Origin of the sequence: Pseudomonas sp. Z4-7, assembly GCF_051131965.1 — a bacterium.
Taxonomy (GTDB): domain Bacteria; phylum Pseudomonadota; class Gammaproteobacteria; order Pseudomonadales; family Pseudomonadaceae; genus Aquipseudomonas.
Window position 1 is genome coordinate 3595829 of record NZ_CP071642.1, and the last position, 13175, is coordinate 3609003.

10 protein-coding genes are annotated in these 13175 nt (G+C 62.6%); 8 read left to right on the plus strand and 2 right to left on the minus strand.

Annotated elements, in window-relative coordinates; all coding sequences use genetic code 11:
* Positions 1-20 precede the first annotated feature (20 nt).
* From J3P91_RS16130 to hpaI, 8 genes are all read left to right on the plus strand, one after another.
* Entirely contained in the window at positions 21-698 is a 678-nt protein-coding gene (locus J3P91_RS16130; protein ID WP_434601044.1) for a fumarylacetoacetate hydrolase family protein, read from the plus strand.
* On the plus strand, positions 695-1465 hold the full coding sequence (locus J3P91_RS16135) for a fumarylacetoacetate hydrolase family protein (RefSeq protein WP_434573680.1): 771 nt from the start codon (positions 695-697) through the stop codon (positions 1463-1465). The genes J3P91_RS16130 and J3P91_RS16135 overlap by 4 nt, the downstream gene beginning before the upstream one ends.
* A gap of 5 nt (positions 1466-1470) precedes the next feature.
* Positions 1471-2931 (plus strand): 5-carboxymethyl-2-hydroxymuconate semialdehyde dehydrogenase, encoded by a 1461-nt coding sequence (gene hpaE, locus J3P91_RS16140; protein WP_434601046.1) that lies wholly within the window; start codon positions 1471-1473, stop codon positions 2929-2931.
* 104 nt (positions 2932-3035) lie between these two features.
* Positions 3036-3893 carry a 3,4-dihydroxyphenylacetate 2,3-dioxygenase gene (gene hpaD, locus J3P91_RS16145; protein ID WP_434601047.1) on the plus strand — a complete coding sequence of 286 codons (858 nt, stop codon included), beginning with the start codon at positions 3036-3038 and terminating at the stop codon, positions 3891-3893.
* Positions 3894-3975: 82 nt separating this feature from the next.
* Positions 3976-4368 carry a 5-carboxymethyl-2-hydroxymuconate isomerase gene (locus tag J3P91_RS16150; RefSeq protein WP_434601048.1) on the plus strand — a complete coding sequence of 131 codons (393 nt, stop codon included), beginning with the start codon at positions 3976-3978 and terminating at the stop codon, positions 4366-4368.
* 42 nt (positions 4369-4410) lie between these two features.
* Positions 4411-5715, plus strand: a complete 1305-nt coding sequence (locus J3P91_RS16155; protein WP_434601049.1) for an MFS transporter — start codon at positions 4411-4413, stop codon at positions 5713-5715.
* Between the two features lie 11 nt (positions 5716-5726).
* Positions 5727-6530: a 2-oxo-hept-4-ene-1,7-dioate hydratase gene (hpaH, locus tag J3P91_RS16160; RefSeq protein ID WP_434573671.1), complete on the plus strand. Its 804-nt coding sequence runs from the start codon at positions 5727-5729 to the stop codon at positions 6528-6530.
* 13 nt (positions 6531-6543) lie between these two features.
* On the plus strand, positions 6544-7341 hold the full coding sequence (hpaI, locus tag J3P91_RS16165) for a 4-hydroxy-2-oxoheptanedioate aldolase (protein WP_434601051.1): 798 nt from the start codon (positions 6544-6546) through the stop codon (positions 7339-7341).
* 171 nt (positions 7342-7512) lie between these two features.
* On the opposite strand, the gene hpaR is transcribed toward hpaI, so the two are convergent.
* Together hpaR and J3P91_RS16175 are read right to left on the minus strand one after the other, a co-directional pair.
* A complete protein-coding gene (hpaR, locus tag J3P91_RS16170) occupies positions 7513-7935 on the minus strand; it encodes a homoprotocatechuate degradation operon regulator HpaR (RefSeq protein WP_434573669.1) in 423 nt (140 codons plus the stop codon).
* Between the two features lie 145 nt (positions 7936-8080).
* Positions 8081-12949, minus strand: coding sequence for an NAD-glutamate dehydrogenase (locus tag J3P91_RS16175; RefSeq protein WP_434601053.1), 4869 nt, complete (start codon positions 12947-12949; stop codon positions 8081-8083).
* Positions 12950-13175: the final 226 nt, after the last annotated feature.

Below are 13175 nucleotides of genomic sequence, written 5' to 3' on the forward strand. Positions count from 1 at the left end.
TGCCATCCCAGGAGACAAGCATGAGCCGTGCCCTGCATGACGTCGCGACCGGCACCCTGTTCGGGGTCGCGCTGAACTACCAGGGGCTGCTGAAGCAGCGCCTCGCCGAGTTCGAGCAAGCGCCTTACCAGAAGCCGCCGCTCAAGCCCGTGCTGTTCATCAAGACGCCGAACACCCGCAACCAGCACGAGGCCGAGGTGATTCATCCAGGCCAGGGCGAGCGCTTGCAACCCGGGCCGGCCTTGGGTGTAGTGATGGGCAAGTCCGCCAGCCGCGTCAGCGCCGACGAGGCGTTGAACTACGTGGCCGGCTACACGGTGGTCAATGAATTCAGCCTGCCGGAGGACAGCTACTACCGTCCCGCCGTCAAGGCCAAGTGCCGGGATGGCTTTTGCACCATCGGTCCCGACCTGGTGCCCAGCGCCAACGTTGCCGACCCCCACAGCCTGGCGGTCACGCTGTACGTCAACGGCGAGGTTCGCCAGCAGAACAACACGGTCAACTTCGTTCGTGACATCCCCCGCTTGATCGCCGAGATCAGCGAGTTCATGACCCTGCATGCCGGCGATGTCTTGATCACCGGCACGCCCGAGGGCCGGGTCGATGTACTGCCCGGCGATCGCGTCGAAGTGGACATCAGCGGCATCGGCCGACTCGTCAATACCATCGTGGCCGAGGAAACAGGAGCCGCCTCATGAAACGCGCACGCATTCACTTTGAAGGCCGGGTCCACGCCGTCACGGTCGAGCACGATAACGCCGTGCGCCTGGCCGACGGTCGGCTGCTGGCGGAAAACCAGGTGCAGTGGCTGCCCCCGGCCACCGGCAGCATGTTCGCCCTGGGCCTGAACTATGCCGATCACGCTGCGGAGTTGGCGTTCAAGCCGCCGACCGAACCGCTGGCCTTCATCAAGTCCCCCGGCACCTACACCGGCCACAACCAGATCACCTGGCGCCCCGACAACGTTGCCTACATGCACTACGAGTGCGAGCTGGTGGCGGTCATCGGCAAACCGGCGCGCAACGTCAAGCGTGAGGACGCGCTGGACTACCTGGCCGGCTACACCGTCTGCAACGACTACGCGATCCGCGACTACCTGGAAAACTACTACCGCCCCAACCTGCGGGTGAAGAACCGTGACGCCACGACACCGGTCGGTCCGTACATCGTCGACGTTGCCGATGTAGCCGACCCCGGCAACCTGACCTTGCGCACCTGGATCAATGGCGAGTTGCGCCAGCAAGGCAGCACCAAGGACATGATCTTCGATATTCCCTACCTCATCGAATACCTGTCCAGCTTCATGACCCTGCAACCCGGCGACATGATCGCCACCGGCACGCCCGAAGGCCTGGCCGATGTGGTGCCGGGCGATGAAGTGGTCGTGGAAGTGGAAGGCGTCGGTCGCCTGGTCAACACAATCGTCAGCGAAGCCGAGTTCTTCGCGTCCCGGAAAGAGGCTTGAGCAGCATGATCAAACACTGGATCGATGGCCGTGAGGTCGAGAGCAAAGACGTCTTCGTCAACTACAACCCCGCCACCGGCGAGGCCATTGGCGAAGTCGCCAGCGGCGGCGCCGAGGAAGTCGCCCAGGCTGTCGCGGCGGCCAAGGCAGCGTTTCCGAAATGGGCCAACACCCCGGCGAAAGAACGGGCCCGGCTGATGCGCAAGCTCGGCGAGCTGATCGAACAGAACGTGCCGAAACTGGCCGAACTGGAAACCCTCGACACCGGCTTGCCGATCCACCAGACCAGGAACGTGCTGATCCCAAGGGCCTCGCACAACTTCGATTTCTTCGCCGAAGTCTGCACCCGGATGGACGGTCACACCTACCCGGTCGACGACCAGATGCTCAACTACACCCTGTACCAGCCGGTGGGTGTCTGCGCCTTGGTGTCGCCGTGGAACGTGCCGTTCATGACCGCAACCTGGAAGACCGCGCCATGCCTGGCACTGGGCAATACCGCCGTGCTGAAAATGTCCGAGCTGTCGCCGCTGACCGCCAACGAACTCGGGCGCCTGGCCGTCGAGGCCGGCATTCCCAACGGGGTGCTCAACGTGATCCAGGGCTACGGCGCCACGGCCGGCGATGCGTTGGTGCGTCACCCGGACGTGCGGGCGATTTCTTTCACCGGCGGCACCGCCACCGGCAAGAAAATCATGCAGACCGCGGGCCTTAAAAAGTACTCGATGGAACTGGGCGGCAAGTCACCGGTACTGATTTTCGAAGACGCCGATCTTGACCGTGCCCTCGACGCGGCACTGTTCACCATCTTCTCGTTGAACGGCGAGCGCTGCACCGCCGGCAGCCGGATCTTCATCCAGGAAAGTGTCTACCCCCAATTCGTAGCCGAGTTCGCCGCCCGCGCCAGACGCCTGATCGTCGGCGACCCGCAGGACCCCAAGACCCAGGTCGGCTCGATGATCACCCAGGCCCATTATGACAAGGTCACCGGCTACATCAGGATCGGTCTCGAAGAAGGCGCCACCCTGCTCGCTGGTGGCCTGGAGCGTCCGGCCAATCTGCCGGCGCATCTGAGTCGCGGCCAGTTCATCCAGCCGACGGTGTTCGCCGACGTGAACAACAACATGCGCATCGCCCAGGAAGAAATCTTCGGCCCGGTGGTGTGCCTGATTCCGTTCAAGGACGAGGCCGAGGCGTTGCGGTTGGCCAACGCTACCGAATATGGCCTGGCCTCCTATATCTGGACCCAGGACATTGGCAAGGCCCATCGCCTGGCTCATGGCATCGAGGCCGGCATGGTGTTCATCAACAGCCAGAACGTGCGCGACCTGCGCCAGCCTTTCGGTGGCGTAAAGGGTTCCGGAACCGGCCGCGAAGGCGGACAGTACAGCTTCGAAGTATTCGCCGAGATCAAGAACGTGTGCATCTCCATGGGCAGCCATCACATTCCGCGCTGGGGGGTGTAGCCCAAGCCTCCTTGGCGACGATGGCGCCGTGGCGAGGGAGCCATCGGCAAGACCTGATTCAGCGTTTTGAAGATCAACAAGAACAACATTTCAGGAGAATCATCATGGGCGAAGTCGTCCTGGCTGCGAAAATCTGCCACGTTCCCTCGATGTACCTGTCCGAGCTGCCCGGCAAGCATCATGGCTGCCGCGCGGCAGCGATTGCCGGGCACAAGGAAATCGGCCGTCGCGCCCGTGAACTCGGCGCCGATACCGCCGTGGTGTTCGACGTGCACTGGCTCGTCAATAGCGCTTATCACGTCAACAGCGGCGCGCATTTCAAAGGCATCTACACCAGCAACGAACTGCCGCACTTCATCAAGAACATGGAGTACGAATACCCGGGTTGTCCGGAGCTGGGCGAGTTGATCGCCGCCGAGGCCAATGCCGCCGATATAAGAACCCTGGCCCACAACATCCCCAGCCTCGAGCTGGAATACGGCACCTTGGTGCCGATGCGCTACATGCACATGGATGTACCGGCGGAGCAGAAATTCAACGTGGTGTCGATTGCCGCCTGGTGCGCCTGGCACCGCCTGCAAGACAGCTTTGCCTTCGGCGCCGCCGTGCGCCGGGCCATCGAGAAGAGCGACCGCAAGGTCCTGGTCCTGGCCTCCGGCTCGCTGTCCCACCGTTTCTCCGACGACCGCAACGCCGAAGCCAACATCCACAACTGGACGCGGGAATTCGACAAGCAGGTCGATCTGCACGTCGTGAAGTTGTGGCGCGAAGGCCGCTGGAAAGAGTTCTGCGCCATGCTGCCGGACTACGCCGAACACTGCTTCGGCGAAGGCAAGATGCACGACACGGCGATGCTGCTGGGGCTGCTCGGCGGGCCGGACTACGCCAAACCCGCCGAAATCATCACCGAGCCCTTCGGCAGCTCCGGCACCGGCCAGATCAACGCGATTTTCCCAGTCTGAACAACAGCCGCAAGCTCAAGCTGATCGCCTCAACTTGCCGCTTGCCGCTTACAACTCGAAGCTGCCGACGCAGGAGGCCCCCATGCCCCATTTCATCGCGGAATACACCGATAACATCGAGCAGCAGGCCGACCTGCCCGGCCTGTTTGAAAAGGTCCACCTGTTGCTAGGCGACAGCGGCGTGTTTCCCTTGGGCGGCATCCGCAGCCGTGGCGTGCGCCTGGACACCTGGCGCATGGCCGACGGCAAGCACGACTACGCCTTCGTCCATATGACGCTCAAGGTCGGCCATGGTCGCGACCTGGCTACCCGGCAAAAGATCGCGGAAAAACTCTTCGAACTGATCACCACGCACTTCGCCGACTTGCAGGCCCAACGCCTGCTGGCGTTGTCGTTCGAGATGATCGAGCTGCACGAGCAGCTCAACTTCAAGGCCAACAACCTCCACGCCTTTCTCAAGGGCCAGCCCAGCTAGCCCGTCCGCCCCATCGGCCTCTCAGACAAAAAGTACAAGATAATGAGCACAGCCAATACTGCCGACACCGCCGGCACCCTCGCGCACGACCGCACCCATGCCAGCATCACCTGGCGGCTGATGCCGCTGTTGCTGGTCTGCTACCTCTTTGCCCACCTGGACCGCATCAACATCGGCTTCGCCAAGATGCAGATGAGCGCCGACCTGCAATTCAGCGACACGGTCTATGGCTTCGGCGCCGGCCTGTTCTTCATTGCCTATGCGCTGTTCGGCGTGCCGAGCAACATGGCCCTGGACCGGGTCGGCCCGCGTCGCTGGATCGCCACGCTGATGGTGGTCTGGGGCGCGTTGTCGACCGGCATGTTCCTCATCGAAAGCGCCAGCGGATTCTACGTGTTGCGCTTTCTGCTGGGCGTGGCCGAGGCCGGGTTTTTCCCGGGCATCCTGGTTTTTCTCAACCGTTGGTACCCGGCGCGGCGCCGGGCCCAGGTCACGGCGCTGTTTGCCATTGCGGTGCCGATGGCGGGCGTTATCGGCGGGCCGTTGTCAGGCGGCATACTGGAACATTTCCATGACTTCGGCAGCCTGCGCGGCTGGCAATGGATGTTCATCATCGAAGGCTTGCCGGTGATCCTGCTCGGCCTGGTGGTGCTCAAGTGCCTGCCCGACAGCTTCGAGACGGTCAACTGGCTCAGCGCCGACGCCAAGCAGCAACTGCGTGAGCAACTGAGCCACGAAGAACAGCGCAAATCCATTACCTCGTTCTCGGCCATTCTCGGCAACCCGCAGGTCTGGCTGCTGGTGGCGGTGTATTTCGCGGTGATGCTGGCGGTCAACACCCTGGCGTTCTGGATGCCCACCCTGATCCATGGCGCCGGCATCGGCAGCGATGGCAAGGTCGGGCTGCTCAGCGCCGTGCCTTACCTGGCCGGCTGTTTCTTCATGATCGGCTGCGGACGCTCCTCCGATCACCACCGCGAACGCCGCTGGCACCTGTGCGTGCCGCTGTTGATGGCGGCGACTGGCATTGCCGTCGCCGGGCTTTCCCCGGCCAATCCGACCCTGGTGCTGGGCGGCCTGATTCTCGCCGGCATGGGCGCCAGTGCCGCGTTGCCGATGTTCTGGCAACTGCCACCGGCGTTCCTGTCCAACAGCACCCAGGCCGCCGGCATCGCACTGATCAGTTCCTTCGGCAGCATCGCTTCGTTCTTCGCGCCCTACCTGATCGGCTGGATGCGCGACACCACCCAGAGCGCCAGCCTGGCCCTTTACGTCCTGGCACTGCTCATCGCCCTGGGTGGCCTGTTGGTGCTGCGCACCCGGGCAGCCATCGTCAATCCACAATAGAGACCCTTGTCATGCTCGATCAAAGCCTCATCCAGCAAGCCGCCGCGCGCCTTGACCAAGCCGAACGCTCCCGTGAACAGGTGCGGCAATTTTCCCTCGACCATCCAGGCATCACCATCGATGACGCCTACGCTATCCAGCGCGCCTGGGTCGCGCAAAAAATCAACGACGGGCGCAAGCTGGTCGGCCACAAGATCGGCCTGACTTCCCGCGCGATGCAGGTCTCGTCGAATATCACCGAACCGGATTATGGCGCGCTGCTGGACGACATGTTTTTCGATGAAGGCAGCGACATTCCGTTCGAACGCTTCATCGTGCCGCGCGTGGAAGTCGAGCTGGCGTTCATTCTCGGCAAGCCGCTCAAAGGCCCGAACGTGACCCTGTTCGACGTGCTTGATGCCACCGAATGGGTGATTCCGGCGCTGGAAATCATCGATGCGCGTATCCAGCAGATCGACCCGCAGACCAAGGTCACCCGCAAAGTCTTCGATACCATCTCCGACAACGCCGCCAATGCCGGCGTGGTCATGGGCGGCCGTGCCGTGCGGCCCACCGAGATCGACCTGCGCAAAGTGCCGGCAGTGCTCTATCGCAACGGCGTGATCGAAGAGTCCGGCGTGTCGGCGGCGGTGCTCAATCACCCGGCCAAGGGCGTGGCCTGGCTGGCGAACAAACTGGCGGCCTACGACGTCACGCTGCAGCCGGGCCAGATCATCCTGGGCGGCTCTTTCACCCGCCCGGTGGCGGCCAATCCGGGCGATACCTTCCATGTCGACTACGACATGCTCGGCTCCATCGCTTGCCGTTTCGTCTGACCGGAGACTTCTCATGGACATGCCCGTCAATACCTTCAAGCAACGCCTGCGCAGCGGTGAAGCACAAATCGGCCTGTGGCTGGGCCTGGCCGACGCCTACTGCGCGGAGCTGGCAGCCAACGCCGGATTCGATTGGTTGCTGATCGACGGTGAACACGCGCCCAACGACCTGCGCACCGTGCTCGGCCAGCTCCAGGCCATCGCGCCCTACCCCGGCCAACCGGTGATTCGCCCGGTTATAGGCGACACGGCGCTGATCAAGCAACTGCTCGATATCGGCGCGCAAACGCTGCTGGTGCCGATGGTGGAAAGCGCCGCCCAAGCCAGCGAACTGGTGCGCGCCATGCATTACCCGCCCCACGGTGTACGCGGCGTCGGCAGCGCACTGGCCCGGGCCTCGCGCTGGAACAGCATTGCCGGCTACCTCGACCACGCCGATGAGCAGATGTGCCTGCTGGTGCAAATCGAGAGCTGCGAGGGACTCGCCAACCTGGACGCCATCGCCGCCGTCGAGGGCGTCGACGGGGTGTTCATCGGCCCAGCGGACTTGAGCGCATCGATGGGCCATCGCGGCAATCCCGGCCACCCGCAAGTGCAAGCTGCCATCGAGGACGCCATCGCGCACATTCGCCAGGCGGGCAAAGCGGCCGGGATCCTCAGTGCCGACGAGACACTCGCCCGACGCTACATCGAACTCGGCGCAGCCTTTGTCGCCGTGGGCGTGGACACGACGGTGCTGATGCGCGGGTTACAAACCTTGGCCGCGACGTTCAAGAACACCCCAAGACCATCGACCGGCGGTGTCTATTGATCCAATGTTCCCCCCCGTGGCGAGGGAGCTTGCTCCCGCCAGGCTGCGCAGCGGCCTCTGGATCAGCTACCAGGATGAACCAGACACTCCGGGTCGGCAGTTCGAGGGGACTGCTGCGCAGTCCAGCGGGAGCAAGCTCCCTCGCCACAAAAGCACATCCACTCGCGGCTTCTAGCGTTTGATTGTCTTGAGGTCATCAAGCAACCCCAACAACGTCTGCAATTTCTCCTCCCCCAACCGCCCCTGCAGACGCTGGTAATTTTCCTCCATGCTCTGGCTCATCGAGTCGAAGCATGCCTGGCCCTGGGGTGCCAGGCGCACCAGCACGCGGCGCTGGTCCTGCTCGGCCTTGCGCCGCACGACCATGCCCGCTGCTTCCATGCGTACCAGTACGCCGGTCATGCTCGGCTTGAGGATGCAGGCCAGTTCGGCGAGGCGATTGATTTCCAGCTCGTCATGCTGGCTGAGGATGCGGATGACCCGCCACTGTTGCTCGGTCAACCCATGCTGGTTCAGCGATGGACGGAAAAAAGCCATGGCTGCTTCACGGGCCTGCAGCAGGGTCAAGGTCAGGGATTGCCGGGGTTTGGGCATGACATGTTTTCGCGGAAAAATAGTTAATGAGTTAACCAAATCTTATCAGCTTCACGCTGGAACACTCAGCTTTGTGCGAACTGTTTGAAAACCAATAAAAAAGCCCCGCTTCTCTCGAGGCGGGGCTTCTTCATTCAGCGGTGTATCAGTTGGCCGTGACGACCGCCTGACCGCTCAACGCCAGGTCGAGCAGTTCGCGGTTGGCGACTGCGTACATGGCGTAGTCGGTACCACTGGCGGCACGGATGTCCACCAGCATGGCGCGCCAGCGTTCGACCATCTCGTGGTGCTGCTCCAGCCACAGCGCCAGACGGGTTTCCACGTCTTGGCTACCGTCGCCTTCCTGCAGGACCGAGATGGTGATCGCCCGCTGCTGCCAGTCGATGTCATCGCGGAACGCTTCACGGGCCAGGGCCTGCCAGTTGTTTTCAACCGGCAAGGCGCTGATCTGTTGCAGGTACCAGGTGATGTCCAGCGCACTGCCCACGGCGAAGTAGGCCTTGGCCACATCGGCGGCGTTCTGGCCGGTGACGTCGGACGCCTCGATGATCGGCAGCAAGGTGTACAGGTGCGTGGTGCCGGCAACCATGCGCGCCAGCAACTCCGGCACGCCAGCGGCCACGTAGGCCTGGTAGCGGGTCTGCCAGCCTTCGCGGGTCGGGCCTTCCAGCAGTTCGTCGAGCTTGAGGCCCAACGCCGCCAGGTGCGGACCGAAGTGAGCGACGTCACGGGCAGCATTCTGCTCGTTGCGGCGGCTGCGCAGGAACCAGCGCGTGGCGCGACGGCCCAGGCGCATCAGCTCGTCCATCAGCTCCAGTTGCACGTCGGCGGAAACTTGGTGGTCCAAGGCTTCAATCTGACGGAACCAGTGCGGGAGATGGAAGATGTCCCGAACGATTACATAAGCACCGGCCACGTTCGCCGGGCTCATGCCGGTCGACTCTTTCAACCGCTGGACGAACGTGATGCCCATGTGGTTGACCAGGTCGTTGGCGATCTGGGTGCTGACAATCTCGCGCTTCAGGCGATGGCGACGCATCGCTTCGGAGAACTTGCTCACCAGCGTTGGCGGGAAAGCCGTCTCCATGTCGCGGGTCAGGTAGTCATCGTCCGGCACCAGGGAGTTGAGCAGCGCTTCCTTGAGGTCGATCTTGCTGTAGGAGATCAGTACCGAAAGCTCGGCACGGGTCAGGCCCTGGCCTGCCGCGACACGTTCGGCCAGTTGGTCTTCGGTCGGCAGGAACTCGATGGCACGGTCCAGCTTGCCACGGGCTTCCAGATCGTTCATCAGACGCTTGTATTCGGCGATCCGCACAAAGGCGCGACGCGCCGCCAGGGACAGGGCCTGGGTCTGCTTGTAGTTGTTGCCCAACACCAGGCCGCCGACTTCGTCGGTCATGCTCGCCAGCAACTGGTTGCGTTGCTTGTCGGTCATGTCGCCGGCCTGCACCACTTCGTTGAGCAGGATCTTGATGTTCACTTCGTGGTCGGAGCAGTCCACGCCACCGGCGTTATCGATGAAGTCGGTGTTGGTGGCACCGCCATGCAGGCCGAACTCGACGCGACCGAGCTGGGTCATGCCCAGATTGCCGCCCTCGCCCACCACTTTGCAGCGCAGCTCGTTACCGTTCACGCGCAGCGCATCGTTGGCCTTGTCGCCGACATCGGCGTGGCTTTCGGTGCTGGCCTTGACGTAGGTGCCGATACCACCGTTCCACAACAGGTCCACCGGCGCCTTGAGCAAGGCGTTCAGCAGTTCGGTCGGGGTCAGCTTGTCGGCCTTGATGTCGAAGCGCTCTTTCATCTGCGGCGAAATCGCGATGCTCTTCGCGCTACGCGAGAAGATACCGCCACCTTCGGACATGATGCTGGTGTCGTAGTCGGTCCAGGCCGAACGCGGCAGATCGAACAGACGCTTGCGCTCGGCGAAACTGCTGGCAGGCGTAGGGTTCGGGTCGATGAAGATGTGCAGGTGGTTGAAGGCCGCGACCAGTTGCAGCTTGTCGGACATCAGCAAGCCGTTGCCGAACACGTCGCCGGCCATGTCGCCGACGCCCACCACGGTGATGCTGTCTTCCTGCACGTTGATGCCGCGCTCGCGGAAGTGACGCTGTACGCCAACCCACGCGCCTTTGGCGGTGATGCCCATTTTCTTGTGGTCGTAGCCGGCCGAACCGCCGGAGGCGAACGCGTCACCCAGCCAGAAGCCGTAGTCGATGGCGATGCCGTTGGCGATGTCGGAGAAGGTCGCGGTGCCTTTGTCCGCCGCCACCACCAGGTACGGGTCATCATCGTCATGCCGCACGACGTTGGCCGGCGGCACCAGGGCGCCGTCCTTCAGGTTGTCGGTGATGTCCAGCAGACCCGAAATGAAGATGCGGTAGCAGGCGATGCCCTCGGCCGCGATCTCGTCCCGGCTGCCACCCAGTGGCAGGCGACGCGGCAGGAAACCGCCCTTGGCGCCCACGGGCACGATCACCGAGTTCTTCACTTGCTGGGCTTTTACCAGGCCGAGCACTTCGGTGCGGTAGTCTTCCTCGCGGTCGGACCAGCGCAGGCCACCGCGAGCGACGTTGCCGAAACGCAAGTGCACGCCTTCGACCCGTGGCGAGTAGACGAAGATCTCGAACTTGGGCACCGGCTTCGGCAGTTCCGGAATCAGGTGCGGGTTGAACTTGAAGCTGAAATACGACTTGTTCTGGCCGTTGGCGTCGGTCTGGTAGAAGTTGGTCCGCAGGGTCGCCTTGATCAGGTCCAGGTAACGACGCAGGATGCGGTCTTCATTGAGCACCTGCACATCGTCGAGGGCCGTGAGGATCGCCTGTTCCAGACGCTGTTGCTTGTCTTCCAGGTCATCGCCGCTGAGCTTGCGCGCCAGGTAGAAACGCGTCTTGAACAACCGGGTCAGCTCGCGCGCGATATCGGTGTGGTTGTTCAGGGTGCTGGCGATGTAGCCGAGGTCGAAGCCCAGGCGGATCTGCTTCAGGTAACGGGCGTAGGCACGCAGCAACGCCACGTCGCGCCATGGCAGGCCGGCAGTCAGCACCAGGCGGTTGAACGCATCGTTCTCGGCATCGCCACGGACGATGTGGACAAAGGCGTCCTGCAGGGTGTCGTTGAGCTGCTGGATGTCGAGGTCGAGGCCTTCGGCGGCGGTGAACGCGAAATCGTGAATCCAGAACTCGCGGCCGTTGGTGTGGCGCAGGCGATACGGGAATTCGCCCAGCACGCGCAGGCCGAGGTTTTCCAGGATTGGCAGCACGTCGGACAGCGCCAGCGGCGTGTCGGCGTGATACAGCTTGCAGTGCAGCTCACGCTGGCCGGACACCTGGCCCAACGGCTGGTAGAAGCTCATCACCAGCGGATTGGTTTCATTCAGGCTCAGCAGGTGTTGCATGTCCACTACGGCCGAGTGCGCGGCAAAACGCTCGCGGTAGCCGGCCGGGAAGCCTTTCGGGAAGTCCGACAGCACGTTGGTGCCCTGGGCTTCGCCGAAGCTCTCGATCACCAGGCTGGCGTAGTCGTCCTTCCAGCTGCGGCAGGCCTGCACGACTTCTTTTTCCAGCAGGACCGGGTCGATGTCGAGACGGTTTTTCGGGTCCACGCGCAGGATCAGTTGCACGCGAGCCAGTACGGATTCGGAGAAGAACGTCCAGAACTCGCAGTCCGAGGCTTTCAGGCGATCCATCAGCACTTGCTGGATCTTCTGGCGCACTTCGGTAGAGTAGATGTCACGCGGCACATAGGCCAGGCAGTAGCAGAAACGACCGTACGGGTCCTTGCGCAGGAACACACGGATCTTGTTGCGTTCCTGGATCTGCACGATCGACATCACCGTGCTGAACAGCTCGTCCACCGGGGTCTGGAACAGGTCGTCACGGGGCAGCACTTCGACCACCTGGGCCAGTTCCTTACCCAGGTGCGCCTTGGCCTGGAAGCCCGAACGACGTTCGATTTCCTCGACCTTGCGACGGATATACGGAATGACCCGCACGCTTTCGCCGTACACCGAAGAGGTGTACAGGCCCATGAAACGGCATTCCTTGATGACCTTGCCGTTGGCGTCGATTTCACGGATCGACACGTAGTCCGGGTAGGCCGGACGGTGCACGCGGCTTGGATGCGCGGCCTTGGCGAACGACAACACGGTCGGTTCGCGCAGGTAATTGACCGCGTAGTCTTCGATGCGCAGGTCTTCGGCGGTCAGGCCGGCGCGCAGCAATTTGGTCAGGCCGAGGAACGATTCAGGATCGTATTCGATGTGGCCGCCGTCGGCTTCATCGCGAACCACGAACTCTTCGTAGCCGAGGAAAGTGAAGTGGTTGCCCACCAGCCATTCCAGGAAGCTCTTGATTTCGGCTTTTTCGTCGGCATCGGTGGTGTAGGCGCTGTTGTCCAGGTTCGCGAGGATTTCCCGGACCTTGGCTTTCATCGGCTCGAAATCGGCCACGGCCACGCGCACTTCGCCCAGCACCTGCTCAAGTTCCTTGCTCAGTACATTGAGTTCAGCGGCATTGGCGCAGCGGTCGATCTCCAGGTACATCAACGACTCTTGCAGCACGTCGTCGCCCTGGGTGCCTTTGGGCAGGATTTCCAGCAACTCGCCCTTGCTGCCGCGACGCACGCTCAGGACGGTGGTTTGCAGGGTATGGATGCTGTAGCCGCGACGGTTCAGCTCGGTGCGGACCGAGTCCACCAGAAATGGCAGGTCGTGGTGCAGCACTTCGACGGCGGTGTGGGTCGACTGCCAGCCGTGACGTTCATAATCGGGGTTGTAGACACGCACCTGCGGTTGCGCGTGATCAAAGCGCTCAAGCAGGCGCCAGGCGGACAGGGTGCAGCCGGCGAGGTCGGACAACCGGCGCTGGGTAAGTTCATCGAGGGAAATGATGCCGAAGAATTGTTCAGCGAACAGCGCCACTTGTGGCAGTGCCTGTTCACTGATGTGCTGCGCCAGTGCCGCTTGCAGTTGGTGCTGGAAGTCGGCTTTGCTGGCTGCGGTGAAGAACGCCATCTGTGGTACTCCGCTTGGGCTTGTTATTGATGGTAGCGTCGCGTGCAACCCCTTTCGGGGCCGTCGGCCATCCTGTTCCTGATTCTCGGGCAGAGGAAACAGGATGACAGGTGGGTGAAGCTGGACGAGACCCGCAGGTCACATCCTTTTCCATGTAATTCCATGTCATGGACACCTGCAAAAAACACCCTCGGGTGGCCTTTGCAGGTGCACATCCGTTGCGCAG